General features: G+C 72.6%; 23 protein-coding genes. 15 read left to right on the plus strand and 8 right to left on the minus strand.

The features are described 5' to 3' along the window. Nucleotides 1-10 precede the first annotated feature (10 nt). Both scpA and mutA read right to left on the minus strand, forming a co-directional pair. The gene (gene scpA / locus BLW14_RS29680; protein WP_093710196.1) at nucleotides 11-2,212 is read right to left on the minus strand and encodes a methylmalonyl-CoA mutase; all 2,202 of its coding nucleotides are present in this window, start codon (nucleotides 2,210-2,212) and stop codon (nucleotides 11-13) included. Beyond that, complete coding sequence (gene mutA, locus BLW14_RS29685; protein ID WP_093710197.1) at nucleotides 2,212-4,068, minus strand: methylmalonyl-CoA mutase small subunit; 1,857 nt, start codon at nucleotides 4,066-4,068, stop codon at nucleotides 2,212-2,214. The genes scpA and mutA overlap by 1 nt, the downstream gene beginning before the upstream one ends. A 194-nt stretch (nucleotides 4,069-4,262) precedes the next feature. On the opposite strand from mutA, the gene BLW14_RS29690 reads away from it, so the two are divergent. From BLW14_RS29690 to BLW14_RS29700, 3 genes are all read left to right on the plus strand, one after another. Beyond that, nucleotides 4,263-4,691 (plus strand): DUF1269 domain-containing protein, encoded by a 429-nt coding sequence (locus BLW14_RS29690; RefSeq protein ID WP_256332913.1) that lies wholly within the window; start codon nucleotides 4,263-4,265, stop codon nucleotides 4,689-4,691. Nucleotides 4,692-4,741: 50 nt separating this feature from the next. Next, the gene (locus BLW14_RS29695; RefSeq protein ID WP_093710887.1) at nucleotides 4,742-5,020 is read left to right on the plus strand and encodes an SHOCT domain-containing protein; all 279 of its coding nucleotides are present in this window, start codon (nucleotides 4,742-4,744) and stop codon (nucleotides 5,018-5,020) included. Nucleotides 5,021-5,240: 220 nt separating this feature from the next. Continuing rightward, nucleotides 5,241-6,044, plus strand: coding sequence for a tyrosine-protein phosphatase (locus BLW14_RS29700; RefSeq protein ID WP_093710199.1), 804 nt, complete (start codon nucleotides 5,241-5,243; stop codon nucleotides 6,042-6,044). Nucleotides 6,045-6,134: 90 nt separating this feature from the next. On the opposite strand, the gene BLW14_RS29705 is transcribed toward BLW14_RS29700, so the two are convergent. Both BLW14_RS29705 and BLW14_RS29710 read right to left on the minus strand, forming a co-directional pair. Continuing rightward, on the minus strand, nucleotides 6,135-6,809 hold the full coding sequence (locus BLW14_RS29705) for a hypothetical protein (RefSeq protein ID WP_093710200.1): 675 nt from the start codon (nucleotides 6,807-6,809) through the stop codon (nucleotides 6,135-6,137). Beyond that, nucleotides 6,806-7,390 (minus strand): hypothetical protein, encoded by a 585-nt coding sequence (locus BLW14_RS29710; RefSeq protein ID WP_093710201.1) that lies wholly within the window; start codon nucleotides 7,388-7,390, stop codon nucleotides 6,806-6,808. Before BLW14_RS29710 ends, BLW14_RS29705 begins: the two co-directional genes overlap by 4 nt. A gap of 217 nt (nucleotides 7,391-7,607) precedes the next feature. Between BLW14_RS29710 and BLW14_RS29715 the strand changes: the two genes are divergently transcribed. Further along, entirely contained in the window at nucleotides 7,608-8,012 is a 405-nt protein-coding gene (locus BLW14_RS29715) for a DnaJ family domain-containing protein (RefSeq protein WP_093710202.1), read from the plus strand. Nucleotides 8,013-8,057: 45 nt separating this feature from the next. Continuing rightward, nucleotides 8,058-8,549 (plus strand): GNAT family N-acetyltransferase, encoded by a 492-nt coding sequence (locus BLW14_RS29720; RefSeq protein WP_256332915.1) that lies wholly within the window; start codon nucleotides 8,058-8,060, stop codon nucleotides 8,547-8,549. Nucleotides 8,550-8,558: 9 nt separating this feature from the next. On the opposite strand, the gene BLW14_RS29725 is transcribed toward BLW14_RS29720, so the two are convergent. Continuing rightward, the gene (locus tag BLW14_RS29725) at nucleotides 8,559-9,386 is read right to left on the minus strand and encodes a VOC family protein (protein ID WP_093710204.1); all 828 of its coding nucleotides are present in this window, start codon (nucleotides 9,384-9,386) and stop codon (nucleotides 8,559-8,561) included. Nucleotides 9,387-9,557: 171 nt separating this feature from the next. Further along, nucleotides 9,558-9,890, minus strand: coding sequence for a DUF6479 family protein (locus BLW14_RS29730; RefSeq protein ID WP_093710205.1), 333 nt, complete (start codon nucleotides 9,888-9,890; stop codon nucleotides 9,558-9,560). Nucleotides 9,891-10,097: 207 nt separating this feature from the next. Between BLW14_RS29730 and BLW14_RS29735 the strand changes: the two genes are divergently transcribed. From BLW14_RS29735 to BLW14_RS29765, 7 genes are all read left to right on the plus strand, one after another. Continuing rightward, a complete protein-coding gene (locus BLW14_RS29735) occupies nucleotides 10,098-10,490 on the plus strand; it encodes a hypothetical protein (RefSeq protein ID WP_093710206.1) in 393 nt (130 codons plus the stop codon). A gap of 93 nt (nucleotides 10,491-10,583) precedes the next feature. Further along, entirely contained in the window at nucleotides 10,584-11,156 is a 573-nt protein-coding gene (locus BLW14_RS29740) for a 2Fe-2S iron-sulfur cluster-binding protein (protein ID WP_093710207.1), read from the plus strand. Then, nucleotides 11,153-12,139 (plus strand): FAD binding domain-containing protein, encoded by a 987-nt coding sequence (locus BLW14_RS29745; RefSeq protein WP_093710208.1) that lies wholly within the window; start codon nucleotides 11,153-11,155, stop codon nucleotides 12,137-12,139. The genes BLW14_RS29740 and BLW14_RS29745 overlap by 4 nt, the downstream gene beginning before the upstream one ends. Nucleotides 12,140-12,158: 19 nt before the next feature. Continuing rightward, nucleotides 12,159-14,258 (plus strand): xanthine dehydrogenase family protein molybdopterin-binding subunit, encoded by a 2,100-nt coding sequence (locus BLW14_RS29750; protein ID WP_093710209.1) that lies wholly within the window; start codon nucleotides 12,159-12,161, stop codon nucleotides 14,256-14,258. 193 nt (nucleotides 14,259-14,451) lie between these two features. Continuing rightward, nucleotides 14,452-14,979, plus strand: a complete 528-nt coding sequence (locus BLW14_RS29755) for an ATP-binding protein (RefSeq protein WP_093710210.1) — start codon at nucleotides 14,452-14,454, stop codon at nucleotides 14,977-14,979. A gap of 199 nt (nucleotides 14,980-15,178) precedes the next feature. Beyond that, nucleotides 15,179-16,591, plus strand: coding sequence for an NADP-dependent succinic semialdehyde dehydrogenase (locus BLW14_RS29760; protein ID WP_093710211.1), 1,413 nt, complete (start codon nucleotides 15,179-15,181; stop codon nucleotides 16,589-16,591). 43 nt (nucleotides 16,592-16,634) lie between these two features. Next, nucleotides 16,635-19,019, plus strand: a complete 2,385-nt coding sequence (locus tag BLW14_RS29765; RefSeq protein WP_093710212.1) for a phosphoketolase family protein — start codon at nucleotides 16,635-16,637, stop codon at nucleotides 19,017-19,019. Nucleotides 19,020-19,086: 67 nt separating this feature from the next. Here the strand turns inward: BLW14_RS29765 and BLW14_RS29770 are convergent, their stop codons facing one another. Next, on the minus strand, nucleotides 19,087-20,202 hold the full coding sequence (locus tag BLW14_RS29770; protein WP_093710213.1) for a baeRF3 domain-containing protein: 1,116 nt from the start codon (nucleotides 20,200-20,202) through the stop codon (nucleotides 19,087-19,089). A gap of 163 nt (nucleotides 20,203-20,365) precedes the next feature. Between BLW14_RS29770 and BLW14_RS29775 the strand changes: the two genes are divergently transcribed. Then, on the plus strand, nucleotides 20,366-20,935 hold the full coding sequence (locus BLW14_RS29775; protein ID WP_177154145.1) for a hypothetical protein: 570 nt from the start codon (nucleotides 20,366-20,368) through the stop codon (nucleotides 20,933-20,935). Between the two features lie 36 nt (nucleotides 20,936-20,971). On the opposite strand, the gene BLW14_RS29780 is transcribed toward BLW14_RS29775, so the two are convergent. After that, nucleotides 20,972-21,790, minus strand: a complete 819-nt coding sequence (locus tag BLW14_RS29780) for an endonuclease I family protein (RefSeq protein ID WP_093710214.1) — start codon at nucleotides 21,788-21,790, stop codon at nucleotides 20,972-20,974. Between the two features lie 248 nt (nucleotides 21,791-22,038). On the opposite strand from BLW14_RS29780, the gene BLW14_RS29785 reads away from it, so the two are divergent. Both BLW14_RS29785 and BLW14_RS29790 read left to right on the plus strand, forming a co-directional pair. Beyond that, a complete protein-coding gene (locus tag BLW14_RS29785) occupies nucleotides 22,039-22,239 on the plus strand; it encodes a hypothetical protein (protein ID WP_093710215.1) in 201 nt (66 codons plus the stop codon). 83 nt (nucleotides 22,240-22,322) lie between these two features. Continuing rightward, nucleotides 22,323-23,468 (plus strand): methyltransferase, encoded by a 1,146-nt coding sequence (locus BLW14_RS29790; protein ID WP_093710216.1) that lies wholly within the window; start codon nucleotides 22,323-22,325, stop codon nucleotides 23,466-23,468.

Below are 23,468 nucleotides of genomic sequence, written 5' to 3' on the forward strand. Positions count from 1 at the left end.
GTTCAGCGGCTCACAGCTCGTGGCCGAGAGCGGAACCGAGCCGCGTCACCAGGTCGTGGGCCGCCTCCGGGATCACCGTCCCGGGCGGGAACACGGCCGCGGCGCCCGCCGCCAGGAGCGCGTCGACGTCCTGCGGCGGGATCACCCCGCCCACCACGATCATGATGTCCTCGCGCCCCTCGGCGGCCAGCTCCTCGCGGAGCGCCGGGACTAGGGTGAGGTGGCCGGCGGCCAGCGACGAGACGCCCACGATGTGCACGTCCGCCTCGACCGCCTGCCGGGCGACCTCGCCCGGCGTCTGGAACAGCGGGCCGACGTCCACGTCGAAGCCCAGGTCGGCGAAGGCGGTCGCGATCACCTTCTGGCCCCGGTCGTGCCCGTCCTGGCCCATCTTGGCGACCAGGATGCGCGGGCGCCGGCCCTCGGCCTCCTCGAACGCGTCGACCAGCGCGCGGGTGCGGTCCACGGACGGCGACTCCCCTGCCTCGTTGCGGTACACACCGGAGATCGTACGGATCTGGCCCGCGTGCCGGCCGTAGACCTTCTCCAGGGCGTCCGAGATCTCGCCCACCGTCGCCATCGCGCGAGCCGCGTCCACGGCCAGCGCCAGCAGATTGCCCTCCAGACCGGGACCGGGGTCCCGCCCGGCGGCGGCGGTCAGCGCGCGCAGGGCGTCCTGGCAGGCCTGCTCGTCGCGCTCCTCGCGCAGCCGGCGCAGCTTCTCGATCTGCTGGGCGCGCACCGAGGTGTTGTCGACCTTGAGCACGTCGATCTGCTCGTCGGTCTCGACCCGGTACTTGTTGACCCCGATCACCGGCTGGCGGCCGGAGTCGATGCGGGCCTGGGTGCGGGCGGCGGCCTCCTCGATGCGCAGCTTCGGGATGCCCGCGTCGATGGCCTTGGCCATGCCGCCGGCCGCCTCGACCTCCTCGATGTGCTGCCAGGCCCGCCGCGCCAGGTCGTACGTCAGCTTCTCCACGTACGCGCTGCCGCCCCACGGGTCGATGACCCGGCCGGTGCCGGACTCCTGCTGGAGCAGCAGCTGGGTGTTGCGGGCGATGCGCGCGGAGAAGTCCGTGGGCAGGGCCAGCGCCTCGTCGAGCGCGTTGGTGTGCAGCGACTGGGTGTGGCCCTGGGTTGCGGCCATCGCCTCCACACAGGTGCGCGTGACGTTGTTGAACACGTCCTGCGCGGTCAGCGACCAGCCGGAGGTCTGCGAGTGCGTCCGCAGCGACAGCGACTTGGCGTTCTTCGGCTCGAACTGCTGCACCAGCTTGGCCCAGAGGAGCCGGGCGGCGCGCAGCTTTGCGATCTCCATGAAGAAGTTCATGCCGATCGCCCAGAAGAATGACAGCCGGGGCGCGAACGCGTCGACGTCGAGCCCCGCGTTCTGCCCGGCGCGCAGGTACTCCACCCCGTCGGCCAGGGTGTATGCCAGCTCCAGATCGGCCGTGGCCCCGGCCTCCTGGATGTGGTAACCGGAGATGGAGATCGAGTTGTAGCGCGGCATCTTCTGCGAGGTGTACGAGAAGATGTCGGAGATGATCCGCATCGAGGGCTTCGGCGGATAGATGTAGGTGTTGCGGACCATGAACTCCTTCAGAATGTCGTTCTGAATGGTCCCGGCCAGCTTCTCGGGCGGTACGCCCTGCTCCTCGGCGGCCACGATGTACAGGGCGAGGACGGGCAGCACGGCGCCGTTCATCGTCATCGAGACCGACATCCGGTCCAGCGGGATGCCGTCGAAGAGCTGGCGCATGTCGTAGATCGAGTCGATCGCCACACCGGCCATGCCGACGTCGCCCGTCACCCTCGGGTGGTCGCTGTCGTAACCGCGGTGCGTCGGCAGGTCGAAGGCGACCGACAGGCCCTTCTGCCCGGCCGCCAGGTTGCGGCGGTAGAAGGCGTTGGACTCCTCGGCGGTTGAGAAGCCCGCGTACTGCCGGATCGTCCAGGGCTGGTTGACGTACATCGTCGGATACGGACCGCGCAGGTACGGCGCGATGCCCGGGTACGTACCGAGGAAGTCGAGCCCCTCCAGGTCCCGGTCGGTGTACAGCGGCTTGACCGCGATGCCTTCCGGGGTCTCCCACAGCAGATCGCCGTCGGAGCTGCCGGAGGACTCCTTGACCGCGGCGCGCCACTGGTCCTCGGTGACCTCGGGGGAGCCGTCCGGCCCGAGCCCGATGTCGGAGAAGTCGGGGATACGCATTACGCCACACCCATCCGGTCGAGAAGCGAAGAGAGCACGTCCACCGCGTCGCAGCCGGCGAAGACGTAGTCGTCGACACCGTCGTACGCGCCGGGCCGCCCCGCCAGGTACACGCGCCGCGCGCCCGCCGCGGCCAGCGCCTCGGCGACCTCCGCCGCCTGTTCGGCGTAGAGCGCGTCGCTGGAGCACAGGCACGCAACGTCCGTCCCCGAGGCGGCGAACGCCTCGGTCACCGTCGACGCGTCCACCCGCACCGGCTTGTGCACGGCTTCGATCCCGCCCGCCTGGAACAGGTTCGCGGCGAAGGAGGCCCGCGCGGTGTGGGCCGCCGCCGGGCCGAGCGCGGCGATGAACACCTTCGGCCGGGCGCCGGTCGCCGCCAGATGGGCGTCCGAGCGGACACGCAGCGCCTCGAACGCCTCGTCGCGCCGCACGACCGGAAGCCCGCCGCCCGCGGGGGCCGGCGGCACAGGCTCGCGCTCCACCGGACGCTCGTCCAGCAGCGGGAACTCGCTCACTCCGGTCACCGGCTCCTTGCGCCGCGCCAGGTCCTTCTTGCGTGCCTCCCAGGTCGCCGCGATCCGCTCCGCGACCAGCCCCGAGCCCAGCGCGGCGGCCTGGCCGCCCGCCCGCTCGATCTCCTGGAAGAACGACCAGGCCGCTTCCGCGAGTTCGTCGGTGAGCCGCTCCACGTACCAGGAACCGCCCGCCGGGTCGATGACCCGGGCCAGGTGCGATTCCTCCAGCAGGATCGTGGAGGTGTTGCGGGCGATGCGCCGGGCGAACGCGTCGGGCAGGCCCAGCGCGTGATCGAACGGAAGCACCGTCACCGCGTCCGCCCCGCCGACACCCGCGCCCAGACTCGCCAGCGTGGTCCGCAGCATGTTCACCCACGGATCGCGCCGCGTCATCATCACCGGCGAGGTCACCGCGTGCTGCCGCTGCGCCCCCGCGCCGGGGGCCCCGCACACCTCGGCGACCCGCGCCCACAGCCGGCGCGCCGCCCGCATCCTGGCGATCGTCAGGAACTGGTCGGCGGTCGCCGCGTACCGGAACTCCAGCTGCCCGCACGCCGCTTCGACGCCGAGCCCGGCATCCGTCAGCGCCCGGAGGTAGGCGACACCGGTGGCCAGCGAAGCACCCAGCTCCTGGGCCGCCGAAGCGCCGGCCTCGTGGTACGGCATCGCGTCCACGACGATCGCCCGCAGCCCCGGGAACTCCTCGGCGCACCGCAGCGCCCAGCGCACGGCGTCGGTCAGATCCGGCTCGCCGCCCTCACGTGCCGCCCGCCCCAGCGGATCGGCGCCGAGGCTGCCCCGTACCTCCGCGGCCGGGACACCGCGCTCCGTGTGCAGGCGCAGCAACTCCGTGGCCGCCGCGTCCAGTTCGGCGCCCGCGTCCAGCGCGATGGGGGCGAGGTCCAGCAGGACGCCGTCGAGTGCCCGCTCCAGACCGGACACCGGCACGCCGCAGGCGCCGCCGACGGCCAGCCACAACGAGGTGACGCCGTTCTCCAGGTCCGTGAGCACGGCCTCGTTGAGCCGGGCCGGGTCGGTGTACGCGTGCCGCTGCCGTACGCCCCAGCCGCTCGCCGTACCACCCTCCGGCCTGCTGCCGCGGGTGAAGGGGGCGAAGCCCGGGAGACCGGCATCGGGCGCGTCGTCGCGCGAGGTGTAGAGAGGGCGGGTGATGAGCCCGTCCTCCACCGTGGTGGACAGTGCTTCCTCGGCGGCCGGTCCCGACACGTCCTTGCCCGATTTGCGCAGCACGCCCTCGACGAGGGTCTGCCACTGCTCATGGGCGGGGTCGGGGAATCCGGCGGCCAGCGAAAGCCCGTCAGCAGGCTGGACCGTCATGGCCCAGATGCTAGGACAGCTCCCGTGGCAGCAGCAGTGCGTCGGCCTGTGACCTTGCCCTCCCCCAGCGCACTTGATCCTTTACGTACTGTCGCGTAGCCGCGTCCGCCCTTATGTGGTGATTGGCCGCAGTGCGTCAGGGAATGCCCAAAGTTATGCTGCTCACAATCCATCCATGCGGAGAGGACACGCCCGTGACCGTGGGACCAGTGGAGTACCTCGTCGTCGCCTTTCCGGGCAGCCGGTTCACCGGCGCCATCGCGCCGGCGCTGGCCGATGCGGTCGCCTCGAAGGCGGTGCGCATCCTGGACCTGACCTTCGTGCAACGGGCCGAGGACGGCACCATCCAGGCCGTGGAGCTGGACGATCTCGACCCCGACGACCTGGTCTCCTTCGAGCCGGTCGAAGGCGAGGTCAGCGGCATGCTGAGCAGCGAGGACATCCGGATGCTCGGCGAGCGCGTGCCGCCGGGCAGCTCCGCCGCGCTGATCGTGTGGGAGGACCTGTGGGCGGTCCCGCTGGCCGAGGCCGTCCGCGCTTCGGGCGGTCAGGTCATCGCCCACGAACGCATTCCCGCCGAGGTCGCGGAGGCCGCCGCCTCCGCCGCCGGCCACGAGAGCTGACGCCCGCACCGGAAGGGGAACACACCATGCCGATCTTCCGGGGACCCGGAATGAACCGCCGCGGACCCGGCCTCATCGGGGCCGCCGCCCGCACCGCCGTCGTCGCGGGCACCGCGTCCGCCGTGTCCGGGCGTGTCCAGCAGCGCCAGCAGGCCAGGTTCGCCGAGCAGGAGGCCGCCCAGCAGCCGACGCCGACCGCCCCGCAGCCCGCCGCCTCACAGGGCGACGACATCATCGGGCAGCTGGAGCGGCTGGCCGCGCTGAAGGAACAGGGCGTCCTGACCGAAGCCGAATTCGAGGCCCAGAAGGCACGGCTGCTGGCAGAGTGAGAACGGGGGCCGCTCCGCAGCCTTTCCGCCTCTCCGGACCCCGCGACCGCCCGGCCGGACACCGCCGGTAGCGGCCCGCGTACGACGAGGCCGCGGCCTGTCCGCGCCCGATCGATGATCTCCGGCGTTTTACTTTGTCGATGTGACGACATCATGCGACTTTTGATCCGGCCAGGCCGAAACGCATTCGGGCGCGTGCCGGGAAAAGGGGAAATCCATCGTGCAAACCGTCAGGGCCGTCCCGACCGTTTCCGCCCTCAATCTGCGCGATCTGGGAGGCATCACCCTGGGGCCCGGCCGACAGGTCCGGCAGGGTGTGGTGCTGCGCTCCGGCCGGCTCGGCGGTCTGGACCCGGTGGACGCCGCGGCCGTGGCCGCACTCGGCATCCGTACGGTCGTCGACCTTCGGACCGCCGACGAGCGGTCCTCCGCCCCCGACGCCCTGCCGCCCGGCGCCCGGCTCTTCGTGGCCGACGTGCTGGGGGACAACCCCGGCGTCACCCCCGCCCGCTTCCGCGCGCTGCTCGCCGACCCGGTCGAGGCGGAACGCCTCCTGGGCAACGGCAAGGCCGAGGAGGCGGTGGCGCAGTCGTACCGCCAGATGGTGCTGTCGCCGGGGGCCGCGGCCGCGTACCGCGCCTTCATCGACACGGCCGCCGACCCCGCCGCGCGGCCGGTGCTCTTCCACTGCGCGACCGGCAAGGACCGCGCCGGCTGGGCCGCCGCCCTGCTGCTCCTGATCCTCGGCGCCTCGCGGGACGTCGTGCGGCGGGAGTTCTTGGCGGTCAATCCGGTGCTGCGGGTCGTCGGCCGGCCGTACGTGCAGGGCTTCCTCGACGCGGGCGGCGACCCGGAGATCGCCTCGGCGATCATCGAGGTCCGCTCCCGCTACCTCGACACGGCCCTGGCCGCCATGGACGAACGCTGGGGCGGCCTGGACGGCTACGTACGCGACGGTCTGCGCGTCCCCGGCCCGGCGCTGCGACGGCTGCGCAGCGACCTGGTCGTCTACGCCGACGCGTAGCGGCTGCCGCAGCGCGGCCCGCACAGCCCTCTGCCCCCGGCACCGATGCGGTGCCGGGGGCAGAGGGCGAAGGGGACGGCCGGAGAAGTCTCAGACCTTCAGAAGCCGTTCGGTGAGGTCGCGGTAGTGCTGGAGCGTGATCCGCAGCTCCTCGGTGCGCGAGCCGGGGTCGCCGCCGTCGTGGTCGTCGACGTGCAGGGTGCTGCGGCGCTTCTTGAGCGCGTCCGTGAGACCGGCGACCACCGCGTCGAACGTGGACTCGGCCTCCTCCACCGCGCGGTGCGGGCTCTCGACGAAGTCGGTCACCGCCTGGTGGAGGCGGTGGGCCAGCTTGTCCTGGTCACCGGTCGGCAGGAGGGGTTCGGCGCCGTCGTGCGCCGAGTGCGTCCGGCTGTCGCGGTCCGGTTCGTGCGGGGCCGTCGTCGTACGGAAGGTGCGGGTGTCGGTGTCGGTGCCGGCGCCGGTCGTGCCCGCCTGCGTGTGACGGGGCGGGGTCTCCGGTGTGCCGAGCCCGGTGCCGGTGCGCTCGGTGTCCGTGCGGCCGGTGCCCGTGTGCCCGGAGTCCGCGCGGCCGGTGTCCTTCTCGGCGAGGGGCACCGGGGCGGTGGCCGGGGGAGTGGAGGGGGCCGTCCGCGGGGAGCGGTTCCGGGTGTCGTCCGAGAAGTGCGAGGACGGGGACCCGGTGCCGGCGGTCCGGTCATCCGTGGCCGGCGGGCTCACGGGCGCGGCCGGGGGCTGCGGTGTGCGATCGGTGTCCTTGTTCATGCCGTGCCACTTCCTTCCGCGTGGTGCTTGTCCCGGCGGGCCGGTCGGTCCGCGCCGTTGGATACGAGGACGTCGAAGAGGCCCCGGGCCTCCACGAGAGCCGTCCGCAGCTGTTCCGTGTCGCCCTCGCCGTGCTTGGCGTCGTGCACCCGGCGGTAGCCGTGGACGTGCTCGGCGTGGTGGACGGAGAGCGCGTCGCTCTGCTCGCCGAAGTCCTTGCCGTCGGGGAAGCCCAGGTCACGGGCCAGCTCCGCGAGGAGTGCGTCGGCCTCGGCCACCGCCTGCTGCGGCGAGTCGACGAACCGGTCCTGGACCCGCGCCCAGCGGGCCAGGTACTCCTCCCGGGCCTCCGGCGTCAGCGGCCGCTCGTCCAGCGAGCCGTGCCGCTTCAGCCGTTCGTTCAGTTCCTGTTCGGCGGCCTTGGTGTCGCCCTTGTGCCGCGCCACGGTACGTTCGTACTCGGGTCCGAAACGCCGCCGCAGTCCGTGGCCGCTGTTCTTCCGGCCGAAGACGAGGAACGCTCCGGCGGCCACCACCACGACGACCGCGAGGATGATCACGAGAGTCGTCATCGTCACCACCCCCGGCGGTAGTCGGTCCGCAGGTCGCTGAGTTCCACTCCCACCATCCCTTTCGGTTCGTTGCCCGGCTCCGTTCCGACCGGGCGTGTCGCTCGTGTACCCCCGCGAACGCGTTCGAGACGCGCCACGTACACGTCTCCCGCCCAACAGGCTTTCCGGGGCGCCTCGGTAGGCTGGGAAGGGCCGCAGCAGGAGTACTCCGGGAGGGCGGATCACGGTGACCGAGCGCAAACCCGCGGGTGTCGGCTTCGAATCATGGGTGGACCAGCAGATCCGGGAGTGCGAACAGCGGGGTGACGTCTCCCGGCTGCCCGGGTTCGGCAAGCCGATCGAGGCGCTGAGCGCCCCGTACGACGAGACGTGGTGGATCAAGTCGAAGATGCAGCGCGAAGGGGTCTCCGTGCTCCCGCCGGCGTTGGCGCTGCGCAAGGAGGCGGAGGACGTCCTCGCCCTCCTGCCGGAGATCCGGACCGAGGCCGAGGTGCGCCGGTTGCTGACCGAGGTCGACGACAAGATCCGGGAGGCCGTCCGCAGGCCGCCGCCGGGACCGCTCCTCAATCTGCGGCCGTTCGACGTGGACACCCTCGTCGAGGAGTGGCGCGAGGCCCGCGCCGCCTCCTGAAGGCCCCCGGGCCGGTCGCCGGTCCGGATACGTAATACTCACTCCATGAGATCAAGCGTTACGCCGACGGGTCGCCGGGCATCCGGCGGACCGGTCCGCGTCAGGCGGGCGACCGCGCGGGACGCCAGGCGTCTCACCCGTCTGGTCCGGTCCTCGCGCGCGTACGAGGGCCCCTACGCGCCGATGGTCGCCGGATACCGGGTGGGACCGGACTACATCGAGGCCCACGAGGTCTTCGCCGCCGTGCAGGAGACGACGGACCGGGTGCTCGGCTTCTACGCGCTGATCCTGGACCCGCCCGAGCTGGACCTGCTCTTCGTCGCCGACGACGCGCAGGGCACCGGCACGGGGCGGCTGCTCATCGGTCACCTGCGGGTCGAGGCGGAGGCCCGGGGGCTGCCCGGTGTACGCGTCGTCTCGCACCCTCCGGCCGAGGGGTTCTACCTGAGCATGGGCGCGGAGCGGACCGGCACCGTACGAGCCGCGCCCCCCGCGGTGATGTGGGACCGGCCCGAACTGGTCCTGCCGGTCGGCTGAGGCACGTCCTCAGGACGGTTCGTCGTCCGAGGCGCGGTGGACGTCCGTGACGGTGAAGAGTCCGCCGTCCGGGTCGAGCAGCGTCGCCTCCCGGCCCTCGGGGCGCGTCAGCTCCTCCACGAGCGAGCCCCCGTGCTTGCGGGCCCGCTCGACGGTCTGCGTCACGTCGTCCACGGGGAAGTTGACCTGCCAGTGCGGGCGGACCAGCGGGTCGGGGGCGGCCTCGACCGCGCCGGAGCTGATCCGGGCCAGCTGGCGGCCCCCGCACTGAACGATGACCTCGTCCTTCGCGTACGACACCTCGCACGCGCCCGGCTGCCCGCTCGCCCAGTCCAGCACCTCGCCGTAGAAGATCGCGGCGTCGAAGGCGCTCCGGGTCCGCAGCCTCAGCCAAGCGTGCGCGTGGCCGTCCGGCGCGGGCGGTGACGTCGCCGGCTCGGTCCGCTCCCAGATGCCGAAGCCGGCTCCGTCCCGGTCGGCGGCCAGCGCGCCGCGCCCCTTGCCGAGCGTCAGCGGCCCCACCGCCACCGTGCCGCTGCGCTCCCGGATGCGGGAGGCGGCCACATCCGCGTCCTTGACGGCGAAGTAGGGCGTCCACGCGACCGCGACCCGGAAGGCGGTGGCCACGGCGCCGATGCCGGCAACCGGCACGTCGCCGCGGCGGGCCACCGAGAAGTCCTGTCCGAGCCGTCCCGGGCGGAAGGTCCAGCCCATCACCGGGCCGTAGAACTCCTGGGCGGACGCCAGGTCCAGGGTCATCAGATTGACCCAGCAGGGAGCCGCGGACCCGGTCAGGGCCGCGCGCGCGGGCGCCGTGCCGGAGGTGCTTGGGGTCATGGTGCAACTGCCTTCATCGGGGGTGCGGCGCGGATGCCGGAGGCCGTCGGGGCCGTCACCAGCCTCACCGGGGGCGGCCGCTCCCGCAACACGCGGAGCATCCGCCCGCCGCGACCGCACGGGGCCCGGACGGGCATGCCGTCCGGGCCCGGCCCCCGAGCGGGGAGTGGGTCAGTCGCGCTTGTCGTCGTCCTCATGGCGGATCGGCTCGTTGCCGTGCTCACCGAGCTCGTACGGCGACAGGGCGCGGCCGTCCTGAGGGAAGTGGTCGTCGCCGTGGACGTCCCGCTTCTCCTCGTGGCTGCGGTGGTCGGGGCCGACCGGCTGCTCGTCCGGCCGGGGCGGGGGCAGCTCCTGGTCGTGCCGTCGCTTGCCCAGCACGAAACCGCCGATCAGCAAGAGCACCAGGAGCACGCCGATCACGCCCATCACGACTCCCGTCGCGCCGCGTCCGTCCGCGAGAGTGACCGCCAGGGAATTCAAAGCTCCATCCGAAACGTCCATGCTTGCCGGATACCCCGGGACGGGCCCGCCACTCGGGCTGGCAATCGAATTCATGTTTTAAGTGGATATGAGTGCGGAAAATGTTTCGATCCGTGTGAGCCCCGGCCGCTCCGGGCACGCGGGGATTCCGGGCCGCTCCTGTCGCAGCCGACTGCCGGTGGGGTCAGCCTGGAGATGACGGCATTGCCCCCTTCGTAAGGAGCAGCGGTGAACAGCGCACAGGACAAGCGGCAGACCACGGAGGACCACCACGACCAGGAGGTGTCGGTCGTCCTCAGCGGCTGCCCCGAGGAGGACGCGCGCACGGTCTTCGACGCGTTGCGGGCCGCCTTCACCACCGACCGCTCGTCGTCCGACGTACCCCATGAGGCCGAGGGCAGGCGTCCCACCGCCTGGGCCGCGACCGTCGACGTGTCCGAAGCGCGGGTGATCTCGGGGTCCGTGACGCTCGGCGGTCCCGTCACGGTCGACGTGCAGGGAGGCTACCGGGCCGTCGACCGGCTCCGGGCGGGTCTGGCGGACGCCTTCGCCGTCCGGGTTGTCGGCACGGTTTCGGGGGACCAGGAGGAGGAAGTGCGACTGCGGCTGGAGAACAAGTAGGCCGAACGCTCGGCCGGGGCCCCGACGGGACACGGAACGACAGTCGCATCTGGTAGAAATCGGACAAAGTGACTTCGTCGAAAGGTGCCGTACGTGGACCCGACCAGTACGTGGGAGGGCGGCGCCGGAGAACCGCAGGCGCCCGGCGACCTCCCCTCCGCCACGCTCACCCTGCACATCAACGGCACCGAGCACACCCTCACCCTCGACCACCGCACCACCCTCCTGGACGCCCTGCGCCACCACCTGGACCTGACCGGGGCGAAGAAGGGCTGCGACCACGGCCAGTGCGGCGCCTGCACCGTCCTGGTGGACGGCCGCCGCGCCAACAGCTGCCTCCTGCTGGCCGTCTCCCAGGAGGGCTCCCGCATCACCACGGTCGAGGGCCTGGCGGACGGCGACCGGCTGCACCCGCTCCAGGAGGCGTTCCTGGAGCGGGACGCGTTCCAGTGCGGCTACTGCACGCCCGGCCAGCTCTGCTCCGCCGCCGGTGTCCTCGCGGAGGCCGACTACGGCCACCCCTCCCACGTCACCCCGCACGACGCCCCCGTGGGCGTCCCGGCCCGGCTCGGCCCCGAGGAGATCCGCGAGCGGATGAGCGGCAACCTCTGCCGGTGCGGCGCCTACCCCCGGATCGTCGAGGCCGTCGAGGACGTGGCGTCGTGAAGCCCTTCGCCTATCTGCGCGCCGAGACCGTCGCCGACGCGGTCCGCGCCTGCGCCGCCCACCCCGGGGCCAAGTTCCTCGGCGGCGGCACCAATCTGGTCGACCTGATGAAACTGGGCGTGGAGGCACCCGGCCTGCTCGTCGACGTGAGCCGGCTGCCGCTGGACCAGGTCACGGACACCGCTGAGGGCGGCCTGCGCGTCGGCGCCACCGTACGCAACAGCGACCTGGCCGCCCACCCCGCCGTACGCACCCGCTACTCCGCCCTCTCGCAGGCTCTGCTGGCCGGCGCGTCCGGGCAGCTCCGCAACATCGCGACCACCGGCGGCAACCTCCTTCAGCGCACCCGCTGCCCGTACTTCCAGGACACCTCCAAGCCCTGCAACAAGCGCGAACCCGGCACGGGCTGCCCCGCCCGCGAGGGCGCCCACCGCGACCTCGCCGTCATCGGGTACTCCGAGGACTGCGTCGCCACCCACCCCTCCGACATGGCCGTGGCGCTGGCCGCGCTCGACGCGGACGTCGTGCTGCACGGACCGGAGGGCGAACGGACCGTGCCGGTCACCGGCTTCCACCGGCTGCCCGGCGACAACCCCGACGCCGACACGGTCGTCCGGCCCGGCGAACTCGTCACCGAGGTGCTGCTCCCGCCGCTGCCCGACGGCACGGTCTGCCTCTACCGCAAGGCCCGCGACCGCGCCTCGTACGCCTTCGCGCTGGCTTCCGTGGCCGCCGTGCTGCGCGTACGCGACGGGCGCATCGAGCACGCCGCGCTGGCTTTTGGAGGCCTCGCCCACCGGCCCTGGCGGGCCCGCGCCGCCGAGGAGATCCTGCTCGGCGCACCCGCCACCGAAGCCACCTTCCTCCGGGCGGCCGACGCCGAACTCGCCGCGGCCCGCCCGCTGCGCGACAACGCCTTCAAGGTCCGCCTCGCCCGGCACCTGGCCGTCGACGCCCTCGCCGAACTCACCGCCCGCACCTGAAGAGCCGAGGACTCCCGCCATGAGCCACGCCCCCCAGCCACTGGGCGCGCCCGCCGTCCGCCGCGAGGGCCGCGCCAAGGTGACCGGCACCGCGCGCTACGCCGCCGAGCGCGGCCTGCCCGGCTGCCTGTACGCCTGGGTCGTGCCCGCCACCGTGCCGGCCGGCCGGGTCACCGCCGTCCGCACCGTCGACGCCCTGGCCCAGCCCGGTGTCCACAGCGTCCTCACCCACGACAACGCGCCCCGGCTCCACGAGCCGGACGACCCGATCCTCGCCGTGCTCCAGGACGACCGGGTGCCCCACCGCGGCTGGCCGGTCGCGCTCGTCGTCGCCGACAGCCTGGCGAGCGCACGGGCCGGCGCCGAGGCCCTGCACATCACGTACGAGACGACCGAGCACGACGTCGTGCTCACCGAGGACCACGCCGGGCTCTACACCCCCGAGGAAGCCAACGGCGGCTACCCGGCCGTCCGTGAACGCGGCGACTTCGACCGGGCCTTCGCGGAATCGCCCGTACGCGTCGACGTGACGTACACCCTGGAGCCGCTGCACAACCACCCCATGGAGCCGCACGCCTCCACCGCCCGCTGGTCGCCCGAGGGGCACCTCACCGTGTACGACTCCAGCCAGGGCGCCACGAAGGTCCGCGACAGCCTGGCCGCCGCCTTCGGGATCGGGACCGACAAGGTCACCGCCGTCTCCGAACACGTGGGCGGCGGCTTCGGCTCCAAGGGCACCCCGCGCCCGCAGGCCGTGCTCGCCGCGATGGCGGCGCTGCACACCGGCCGCCCGGTCGAACTCGCCCTGGCGCGGCGCCAGATGCCGGCACTCGTCGGGCACAGGGCGCCCACCGTGCAGCGCGTCAGGCTCGGCGCCGGGCCCGACGGCACACTCACCTCGGTCGCCCAGGAGATCATCACCCACACGTCCACGATCAAGGAGTTCGTGGAGCAGGCCGCCGTGCCCGCCCGCGTCATGTACGGCTCCCCGCACAGCCGGACCACCCACCGGGTCGCCGCCCTGAACGTGCCGAGCCCCTCGTGGATGCGCGCCCCGGGCGAGGCCCCCGGCATGTACGCCCTCGAATCGGCCATGGACGAACTCGCGGCGGAGCTCTCCCTCGACCCCGTCGAACTGCGGCTGCGCAACGACCCGGCCGACGAACCCGACTCCGGCAAACCCTTCAGCAGCCGCGGCCTGGCCGCCTGTCTGCGCGAGGGCGCCGAACGCTTCGGCTGGCAGGACCGCGACCCCGCCCCCGGCATCCGCCGCGAGGGAGCCCTGCTGCTCGGCACGGGCGTCGCCTCGGCCACGTACCCCGTCTACGCCAGTCCCGGCCACGCCTCGGCGCACGCGGCCCCCGACGGCACCTATCGGATCGCCATCAACGCCACGGACATCGGCACCGGCGCCCGCACCGTCCTCGCGCAGATCGCCGCGGACGTGCTGGGCGCACCGCTGGACGACGTGGCCATCGACATCGGCGACAGCGATCTGCCGGACGCCTCGCTGGCCGGCGGCTCGTCCGGCACCGCTTCCTGGGGCTGGGCCGTGCACAAGGCCGCCTCCGGGCTCGCGGAGCGGCTCGCAGCGCACACCGGGCCGCTGCCCGACGCGGGAGTGACCGTCACCGCCGACACCACCGAGGAGACCGCCGAGAAGTCCCCGTACGCCCGGCACGCCTTCGGGGCGCACTTCGCCGAGGTCGCCGTCGACACCCGTACCGGCGAGGTCAGGATGCGCCGCATGCTCGGCGTCTTCGCGGCCGGCCGTATCCTCAACTCCCGTACCGGACGCTCGCAGTTCATCGGCGGCATGACGATGGGCATCGGCATGGCCCTCACGGAGGGCAGCACCCTGGACCCGGTCTTCGGCGACTTCGTCGAGAGCGACCTCGCCTCGTACCACGTCCCCGTCTGCGCCGACGTGGCCGCCATCGAGGCGCACTGGATCGACGAGGACGATCCCCACCTCAATCCCATGGGCAGCAAGGGCATCGGCGAGATCGGCATCGTGGGCGCCGCCGCGGCCGTGGGCAACGCCTTCCGGCACGCCACCGGCGTACGGCTGCGCACCCTGCCCCTCACGCCCGACCGGGTGCTCACCCACCTGGCGTGACCTCCGGGCCGCGCACCCCGATCGGGCGAAGGCGCCGGTCACCCGGGGTGCGCGGTCCGATATGTTGCGCGACCGGCCCAGCCGGGTCACCCTGTGGAGTGACCCAGAAGAGACATCTGCTCACTCTTCGTATTCGGGGGTCGTTGGTTCAACGGGGCGAAGAACGTGGGCCTCGATGTGAGGAGCCTCGACGATGACCGTTCCACTCGACCGGCACTATCTGGTCGAACTCCAGGTTTCCGCAGAACGTGTGGACCAGCTGCGACGGATAGTCGCCGCACATCTGCGCCACTGGAGTCTCGAACTCCACGTGCGGCCCGTGTGCCGTGCCGTGGAGGAGCTGCTGACCAATGTCCACCGGCACGTCGGTGACGACAACCGCTGCGTCGTCGAACTCCGCTGGTCCGGACGGCACCTCACGGTCTCCGTCGCCGACAACGGCTCCGAGATGCCGCGGCTGCTCCACGAGGGCGGCGGCCTGAGCCGCGTCATGGCCCTCAGCGACAGCTGGGGCACCTGCCGCACCGCCGAGGGCAAGGTCGTCTGGTTCACCCGGTACGCCCAGGAGCCGCAGCACATCGAGCTGGTGCCGCTGCCGCCGCTGCCCGGCGTCCGCGAGTTCCGCCGCCCGCCGGCCGCGGTCGCGGAGATCCCCGAGCCGGTCCCGGCCGGCATCGGCGAGACCGTCCCCGAAGCCGCTCCCGCCCCCGCCCTCGTCTGAGGCGTACGGCCCACGCGACACGGGAGCACCAGCCCCCGCCACCGCGGACCCCCGCCGGCGCGGACCGCATGCCCTGGCATGCATGATCCGCGCCGGCCGGGTATCCGGTGGCGGGGGCCGGCCGTGCCCCGGCCCCCCGCGTTGCGGCCGGGCCCGGTGCGCGGCACGGTCGAAGTACCGAGGCAAGGAGGCCACAGGCATGCCCATCGCGACGGTCAACCCCGCGAACGGCGAGACGCTCAGGACGTTCGACGCGCTGGAGGACGACGAGATCGAGAAGCGGATCGCCGCGGCCGACGCCGCCTTCCGCGACTACCGCACCACCACGTTCCGCGAACGGGCCCGGCTCCTCAACCGCGCCGCCGACCTGCTGGACGAGGACCAGCAGGACATCGCGCGCACCATGGTCCTGGAGATGGGCAAGCCGGTCACGGCCGCCCGCGCCGAGGCCGCGAAGTGCGCCAAGGCGATGCGCTGGTACGCCGCCCGAGCCGAGGAGCTCCTCGCCGACGAGCACCCGTCCGCCGCCGACGTCGAGGACTCCGGCGCCGTGCGCGCGTACGTCCGCTACCGTCCGCTCGGCCCGGTGCTCGCCGTCATGCCGTGGAACTTCCCGCTCTGGCAGGTCGTCCGCTTCGCCGCCCCCGCCCTGATGGCCGGCAACACGGGCCTGCTGAAGCACGCGTCGAACGTGCCGCAGACCGCGCTGTACCTGGGCGATCTCTTCCACCGCGCCGGCTTCCCGGCCGGCTGCTTCCAGACCCTGCTCGTCGGCTCCAAGGCCGTCGAGGGCATCCTGCGCGACCCCCGCGTCGTCGCGGCCACCCTCACCGGCAGCGAACCGGCCGGACGCTCCGTCGCCGCGATCGCCGGTGACGAGATCAAGCACACCGTCCTCGAACTCGGCGGCAGCGACCCCTACCTCGTCCTGCCCTCCGCGGACGTCGCAAAGGCCGCCCGTACCGCCGTCACCGCCCGCGCCCAGAACAACGGCCAGTCGTGCATCGCCGCCAAGCGGTTCATCGTGCACACCCAGGTCTACGAGGAGTTCGCCGAGCGCTTCACCGTCGGCATGCGCGAGCTGACCGTCGGGGACCCGCTGGAGGAGTCCACCGACGTCGGACCGCTCTCCAGCGAACAGGGCCGCACCGACCTGGAGGAGCTCGTCGACGACGCCCTGAACCGGGGCGCCGAGGCCCTGTGCGGCGGCGGCCGGCCCGAGGGCCTGGGCGGCGGCCTGGAGAACGGCTGGTTCTACGCCCCCACCGTCCTCGCCGGCATCACGCCCGATATGCGCATCCACCGCGAGGAGACCTTCGGCCCGGTCGCCACCCTCTACCGCGTGGACGGTGTCGACGAGGCCGTCGAGGTCGCCAACGACACCTCCTTCGGGCTCAGTTCCAACGTCTGGACCCGCGACGCCGGCGAGGCCGAGCGCTGCGTGCGGGACATCCGGGCCGGCGGCGTGTTCTTCAACGGCATGACGGCCTCCCACCCCGCGCTGCCCTTCGGCGGGGTGAGGCGCTCGGGCTACGGGCGTGAGCTCGCCGGACACGGGATCCGCGAGTTCTGCAACGCCACCACCGTCTGGTACGGCTCCGAGCCCCGGTGACCGTGCGCGCGACGCCCCCGATCCCGCCCGCAGAGAGGTGACCATGAGCGACGCCCCACCGCCCGCGCCGGCCAGCCCTTCCGACGAGGAGCTCGACGCCCTCGACGCGCACTGGCGGGCCGCCAACTACCTGGCCGTCGGGCAGATCTACCTGATGGACAACCCCCTGCTGACCCGGCCGCTCGCACCCGAGCACATCAAACCCCGGCTGCTCGGCCACTGGGGAACCTCACCGGGGCTCAACCTCGTGTACACCCACCTCAACCGACTCATCGGCGCGCGCGGCACACCGGCGCTGTGCATCTGGGGCCCGGGCCACGGCGGACCCGCCGTCCTCGCCGGTTCCTGGCTGGAGGGAAGCTACTCCGAGGCGTACCCGGACGTCAGCCGGGACGCGGAGGGCATGGGGCGGCTGTTCAAGCAGTTCTCCTTCCCCGGCGGCGTCCCGAGCCACGTCGCGCCCGAGACCCCGGGCTCCATCCACGAGGGCGGCGAACTCGGCTACTCCCTCGCCCACGCCTACGGCGCAGCCCTCGACCACCCGGAACTGCTGGTCACCTGCGTCATCGGCGACGGCGAGGCGGAGACCGGGCCGCTCGCCGGGTCCTGGCACGCCAACAAGTTCCTCGACCCGGTGCACGACGGGGCCGTCCTGCCCGTGCTCCACCTCAACGGCTACAAGATCGCCAACCCGACGGTGCTCGCCCGCCTCCCGCACACCGAACTCGACGCCCTGCTGCGCGGCTACGGACACGACCCCCTCTACGTGGAGGGCGACGACCCGCGCGCCGTGCACCGGGCGATGGCCCTCGCGATGGACCGCGCCGTCGACCGCGTCGAGGAGATCCAGGCGGCCGCCCGCACCGGCGGTGAAACCGAGCGGCCGCGCTGGCCGATGATCGTGCTGCGCACCCCGAAGGGCTGGACCGGCCCCGCCGAGGTGGACGGGCTCCCCGTCGAAGGTACCTGGCGCGCCCACCAGGTCCCGCTGCCCGGCGTCCGCGACAACCCGGACCACCTGCGCCAGCTGGAGGCGTGGATGCGTTCCTACCGGCCGGACGAACTCTTCGACGCCGAGGGCCGCCCCACCGCGCAGGTCCTGGCCTGCGTCCCCGAGGGCGCCGCCCGCCTCGGCGCCTCCCCGTACGCCAACGGCGGCCTGCTCCTGCGCGACCTGCCCATCCCGGACCTGGACGGCTTCGCCGCCCCCGTGGACCGGCCCGGCACCACGCTGCGGGAGCCGACCAAGGTGCTCGGCGGGCTCCTCGAAGCGGTCATGGCGGCGACGGCCGACCGCAGGGACTTCCGGCTCGTGGGCCCGGACGAGACGGCGTCCAACCGGCTCGACGCGGTGTACGAGGCCAGCGGCAAGGCCTGGCAGGCCCGTACGCTGCCGACGGACGAGCACCTGGAGCGCGACGGCCGGGTCATGGAGGTGCTGTCCGAGCACCTGTGCCAGGGCTGGCTGGAGGGCTATCTGCTGACCGGCCGGCACGGACTGTTCTCCTGCTACGAGGCCTTCGCGCACATCGTGGACTCGATGGTCAACCAGCACATCAAATGGCTGCGCACCTCGCGCCGGCTCACCTGGCGCCGTCCCATCGCCTCCCTCAACTACCTGCTCACCTCACACGTCTGGCGCCAGGACCACAACGGCTTCTCGCACCAGGACCCGGGTTTCGTGGACCACATCCTCAACAAGAGCCCGGAAGTCGTACGCGTCTACCTGCCGCCGGACGCCAACACCCTGCTCTCCGTGGCCGACCACGCGCTGCGCAGCCGCGACTACGTCAACGTCGTCGTGGCCGGGAAGCAGCCGAGCTTCGACTGGCTCACCCTCGACCAGGCCCGGGTGCACTGCGCGCGCGGCGCCGGTGTCTGGGACTGGGCGGGCACCGAGGACGGGAGCCGTGAGCCCGACGTCGTCCTCGCCTGTGCCGGGGACGTACCGACGCTGGAGACCCTGGCGGCCGCCCAGCTGCTGCGGCACCACCTCCCGGAGCTGGCCGTGCGGGTGGTCAACGTCGTCGACATGGCCCGGCTCATGCCGCACTCGGAGCACCCGCACGGCATGCCGGACTCCGAGTACGACGCCCTGTTCACCCGGGGCAGGCCGGTCATCTTCGCGTACCACGGCTACCCCTGGCTGATCCACCGGCTGGCCTACCGCCGGGAGGGTCACGCCAACCTGCACGTGCGGGGCTACAAGGAGGAGGGCACGACCACCACGCCCTTCGACATGGTCGTCCGCAACGACCTGGACCGCTACCGGCTGGTCATGGACGTCATCGACCGGGTCCCCGGCCTCGGCGTCCGCGCCGTGGCGGTGCGTCAGGAGATGGCGGACACCCGCACCCGCCACCACGCCTGGATCCGCGAGCACGGCACCGACCTGCCCGAGGTAACCGACTGGTCCTGGGAGGGCTGAGCACCGGCATGCGGCGAGGGCCCTGACGAAGATCTCCGTCCGGGCCCTCGCCGTACAACGTGCGGGCTCAGAAGCGCAGTTCGGCCGCGATCCGCCCGTGCCCCTTCAGCGAGTCGTCCGCGACGAAGTAGACCTCGGCGCCGCTGTCCAGCGCTGCCTCCACCAGCTCGTCGACGATGTCCTCGCGGACGTTCTCGTCGGCCGGGTCCACCACGTCGTCGGTCACCGGCTTCAGGTGTTCCTGGTCGACCCGGACCGTCTGCTGGTAGTGCTCCTCCACCGCCAGCAGGCCCACCCGGCCCTCTCGCACCGCCGCCCACACCTCGTCGAGCCCGCCGGCGAACGCCTTACGGCCGCGCGCCGCGTCGAGCCGGCCCTCGATCTCCCGTGCGAAGTGCGCGCGCCGGGCGTCCAGGGCCGGGCGCAGCTCGGTGAGGAGGTCGCGGGGCGCGTTGTCGGCCGGCGCTCCCTTGGTGACCCGGCCCACCGCGTCCTTCGCGCACTGGCCGGCCTCGTCGAACAGGGCGAGCGCCGGGGCGATGCCGACCAGGTACAGCGGACGGGGGTCGGTGGCCAGGACGGCGCGCAGCTTCTCGTCCACCGTGCGCAGGAACAACTTGGTGTCCTCGTTGGCGAAGTTGCTCGGGGTGTCGCCGGTCCGCTCCATGCGCTGCGGGTTGAACTCCTCGCGCGGGGCCTCCAGCGGGAAGCCGCCGACGCGTGCCTCCTGCGCGGACTCGGTCGTGCCGCTGAAGAGAGCGGCGTGGTCGGCGGCCACGGTCAGCGCCCAGAAGGGCCGGGCCTGCGCCTTCGCGGCGACCAGGTTGCGGGTGAGGTAACTGTCGCTCAGCACCACCCGTTCGGGTGCGGTACGCGGCAGCCGCCAGATCTGGAACTCGTCGGCCGTCGCGAGCAGCACCAGCGAGTCCAGCGCCCGGCGGGCGTCGAGCTCGTCGACCGCGCGTTCCAGCTGCCGCTCGATCGCGGCGCAGGTCTCGCGGCTGACCGCCGGGTCGGCCTCCAGCCTGTTGTGCGCCTCGGACAGCAGGTTGCGCAGCCGAACAGCGTCCTGGGCGTTGTCCGGGGCGTGCCGGTGGGTCGGCATGGTCAGGGACAGGGCCGGATAGGGCTTGGCCGCGCGCAGCTCCTGCAGCAGGCCGGCGGTCAGGGCGTCCGTGTCCATCAGTTCCCTCCCGGGGAATTGCGCACCGCGTGCGGAGCGGGTGATGCGGAGCGGGTGATTCAACGAGTCAATTCATACCTTTTGATCCTAATATGGGCGAGTTGGTCATTCCGGGTGCGAGAAGCCCTGCTTCCCCGTGCCCGCTTCAGTGGACGGAGCGTTTGTGAACCGGACCCGCCCCCTGCGGCGCCCCCTCCGAGGCCGGGTGTCCCGCGGCCCGGCCCCCGCCGCCGCTCTCGTCGCGGTCCTCGTCGCAGGCGCGGCCGCCTGCGGTGGCTCCGACACCTCGTCCGCGGGCACGGCCCGCAGCACCCGCACGGTGTCCGCCGAACCGACGGCGAGCCCGAGCCCGGCCCCGAGCGAGCGTACCCAGGACGAGTTCGCGGCCTCGGTCTCCGCCGACGTCGAGCGCAACCGCCAGAAGGCGGTGTCGACCCTCAAGGGGGTCGACGGCAAGGGCAACGCGGTGGACGACGTCTCCGTCAGCAGCGTCGCGGTCCGGCCCGGGGAGCAGTTCCGCAGTGCCCTGGTGCGGGTGACCAACGCGGGCGACAAGCCGGCGTTCTTCGCCGTGCGCGTGGAGTTCGTCGACGCGTCGGGCGAGGTGCTGGACTCCGTGGTGCTCGGCTTCCCGGACGCGCCGACCGACCGGACCGTCAGTCAGCACGCCAACAGCCGCAAGGCCGCCGGCGTCAAGTCCGTCCCCCGGATCGCCCAGGCGCAACGGAGCTGATGGCCGACGGCCCCGTGGTGGCTCAGTGCGGGGCCGTCACCAGATGGCCTCCACCCACTCCGGGTGGTCCACGAACGGGTTCCGGTTGTGCTGGTAGTCCTCGTATATGACGTCGTTGCGCCGCTTCTCGAAGGTGTCCGGCGGGTCCTGCTCGCTCCACGCCTTCAGTACGGAGAGCCGGCCGATGTGCGGTGAGGAGCCGTTCGACACGCTGTCGTTGGGCTCCAGGTCGGGGAACGCGTCGTCGCCCTCGTAGCGCACCGCCATGTAGAGGATCATGCGGGCCACGTCGCCCTTGACGGCGTCCCGCGGTTCGAAGGAGTCGCTGTCGGTGTAGTTGCCCGGCGCGTCGCTCAGCTCCGTTCCGCCGTTGTCGAAGTCCTTGTTGCCGCGCGTGGAGTTGACCTGGACGTCGGACGGGCGCAGGTGATGGATGTCGGTACCGGGGCCGGTGGCCGTGCCGAAGTCGCCGTGGGACTTGGCCCAGACGTGCTCGCGGTTCCACTGGCCCGTATTGCCGCCGTTGTCGCTCTTGGGTTCGGAGCGGCCGGTGTAGAGCTCGATGATGTTCGAGGAGTCGGCCGGATCCTCGTCGGTGTCCTTCAGGGCGTCCCAGACCTGGCTGTACGTGAGCTTGCTCTGGTCGCTGATGATCGTGTGCAGGGCGCTCTTGAGCGCGGCGCCGGTCTTGCCGGTCGCGTCCTGGTAGTACGTGTCGTCGAGCGCGGAGAGCGGGGAGACCGCGGTCGGTGGTGGCGTGGGGGAGGGTGCGGCGGCGGCCGTGCCGGTCAGCACCGCGAGCGCGGCGAGCGCGGCGGGCAGGGCGCGGCGCAGGGGAAGGTGACGACGGGACATGTGGGGTGTCCTCTCCGGGAATACGCGCACCGCGGCGTCGTCACGGGATGGGGGAACGGCGCCGCGGTGGTCGTGTCCGCTATGTGTACGCGGGAGCCTTCCATGCGGACCGTCACGATGTGTGAACGCCTCGTATCTATCATGCGCAGGTCAAGTGAGGGCCCGTAACCGCCTTCGTGACCCCGCCCGGCCTCGGATGCGCGAGCGCCGGTGGCGGGCGAGAATGACGGGAAGGACAAGGAGGCGGCATGAGCGACGAGTCCGATTCCGTATCCAGCACCCGGGGCGTGACTCCGGACGACCTCTTGCACACCGGCGCCACCGACAACCCGTCCCCCGAGGACCTGGTACTCGCGTCGGGGAAGGACCTCACCCCGGAGAACCTGGAGTGGGCGGAGCGCACCCTGGCCAGGGAGGGCCGGGCGGCCATCGACAAGCGACTGCCGTAGACGGCGGTACGGCGCGGCGGCCCCGGCCGTCGCGCCCCGGCAGGTACGGGCGACGGGCGCCGCTCGGTTAGCCTGAACGCACAATGAACCGTTTGACGACGTCAGAGGGCGATTACGACCTCGCCCGCTTCCCCGAGGACCCCCGCGACCCGTTCCGTGCCTGGGACGCGGCCGACGCCTATCTCCTCCAGCACTTGGAGGAGGAGGCCGTCGACCTCTCGGGGAACGTCGTCGTGGCCGGGGACCGCTGGGGCGCCCTGAGCACCGTGCTCGCCGCGCACCACCCCGTGCAGATCAGCGACTCCTTCCTCGGACAGCGGGCGACCGCGACGAACCTGGCGCGCAACGGGCTGCCCGCCGGCGCGGTGCGCCTGCTCTCCCCGCGCGACACGCCGCCGGACCGCATCGACGTGCTGCTCGTACGCGTACCGAAGAGCCTCGCGTTCCTGGAGGACCAGCTGCACCGGCTCGCGCCCGCCGTGCACGCCGGGACCGTCGTCGTCGGCACCGGCATGGTCAAGGAGATCCACACCTCCACGCTCAGCCTCTTCGAGCGGATCATCGGGCCGACCCGGACCTCCCTCGCCGTCCGCAAGGCCCGGCTCATCCACTGCACGCCGGACCCGGCCCTGCCCCGTACCCCCAGCCCCTGGCCGCTGCGCTACGAGCTGCCCGCCGACGCCGGACCGGCCGCCGGGCACACCGTCACCAACCACGCCGGCATCTTCTGCGCCGACCGCCTCGACATCGGCACCCGCTTCTTCCTCAAGCACCTGCCGGACCGCACCGGCCCGGACCGGGTCGTGGACCTCGGCTGCGGCAACGGCGTCGTCGGCCTCGCCGCCGCCCTCGCCAACCCCGACGCCTCGGTCACCTTCGTCGACGAGTCCCACCAGGCCGTCGCCTCCGCCGAGGAGACCTTCCGGAGCAACACCGGGCCCGGCGCCGAGGCCCGCTTCGTCGTCGGGGACGGCCTGTCCGGCGCCGAGCCCGGCAGCGCGGACCTCGTCCTCAACAACCCCCCGTTCCACTCCCACCAGGCCACCACGGACGCCACCGCCCGCACCATGTTCCACGGGGCACGGCGCGCGCTGCGCCAGGGCGGCGAGCTGTGGGTCGTCGCCAACCGGCACCTCGGCCACCACACCACCCTGCGCCGCGTGTTCGGCAACTGCACCACGGTGGCGGGCGACCCGAAGTTCGTGGTGCTGCGCGCGGTGAGACGCTGA

Origin of the sequence: Streptomyces sp. 2131.1, assembly GCF_900105515.1 — a bacterium.
GTDB classification, from domain to species: Bacteria; Actinomycetota; Actinomycetes; order Streptomycetales; family Streptomycetaceae; genus Streptomyces; species Streptomyces drozdowiczii.

What these genes read in the sequence shown, in the direction of transcription:
- BLW14_RS29730 (WP_093710205.1), bottom strand. Translation starts at nt 9,890, where the DNA reads ATGGACGTTTCGGATGGAGCTTTGAATTCCCTGGCGGTCACTCTCGCG.
- BLW14_RS29765 (WP_093710212.1), top strand. Translation starts at nt 16,635, where the DNA reads ATGAGCGACGCCCCACCGCCCGCGCCGGCCAGCCCTTCCGACGAGGAG.
- BLW14_RS29760 (WP_093710211.1), top strand. Translation starts at nt 15,179, where the DNA reads ATGCCCATCGCGACGGTCAACCCCGCGAACGGCGAGACGCTCAGGACG.
- BLW14_RS29720 (WP_256332915.1), top strand. Translation starts at nt 8,058, where the DNA reads ATGAGATCAAGCGTTACGCCGACGGGTCGCCGGGCATCCGGCGGACCG.
- mutA (WP_093710197.1), bottom strand. Translation starts at nt 4,068, where the DNA reads ATGACGGTCCAGCCTGCTGACGGGCTTTCGCTGGCCGCCGGATTCCCC.
- BLW14_RS29705 (WP_093710200.1), bottom strand. Translation starts at nt 6,809, where the DNA reads ATGAACAAGGACACCGATCGCACACCGCAGCCCCCGGCCGCGCCCGTG.
- BLW14_RS29725 (WP_093710204.1), bottom strand. Translation starts at nt 9,386, where the DNA reads ATGACCCCAAGCACCTCCGGCACGGCGCCCGCGCGCGCGGCCCTGACC.
- BLW14_RS29790 (WP_093710216.1), top strand. Translation starts at nt 22,323, where the DNA reads ATGAACCGTTTGACGACGTCAGAGGGCGATTACGACCTCGCCCGCTTC.
- BLW14_RS29785 (WP_093710215.1), top strand. Translation starts at nt 22,039, where the DNA reads ATGAGCGACGAGTCCGATTCCGTATCCAGCACCCGGGGCGTGACTCCG.
- BLW14_RS29755 (WP_093710210.1), top strand. Translation starts at nt 14,452, where the DNA reads ATGACCGTTCCACTCGACCGGCACTATCTGGTCGAACTCCAGGTTTCC.
- BLW14_RS29750 (WP_093710209.1), top strand. Translation starts at nt 12,159, where the DNA reads ATGAGCCACGCCCCCCAGCCACTGGGCGCGCCCGCCGTCCGCCGCGAG.
- scpA (WP_093710196.1), bottom strand. Translation starts at nt 2,212, where the DNA reads ATGCGTATCCCCGACTTCTCCGACATCGGGCTCGGGCCGGACGGCTCC.
- BLW14_RS29770 (WP_093710213.1), bottom strand. Translation starts at nt 20,202, where the DNA reads ATGGACACGGACGCCCTGACCGCCGGCCTGCTGCAGGAGCTGCGCGCG.
- BLW14_RS29780 (WP_093710214.1), bottom strand. Translation starts at nt 21,790, where the DNA reads ATGTCCCGTCGTCACCTTCCCCTGCGCCGCGCCCTGCCCGCCGCGCTC.
- BLW14_RS29695 (WP_093710887.1), top strand. Translation starts at nt 4,742, where the DNA reads ATGAACCGCCGCGGACCCGGCCTCATCGGGGCCGCCGCCCGCACCGCC.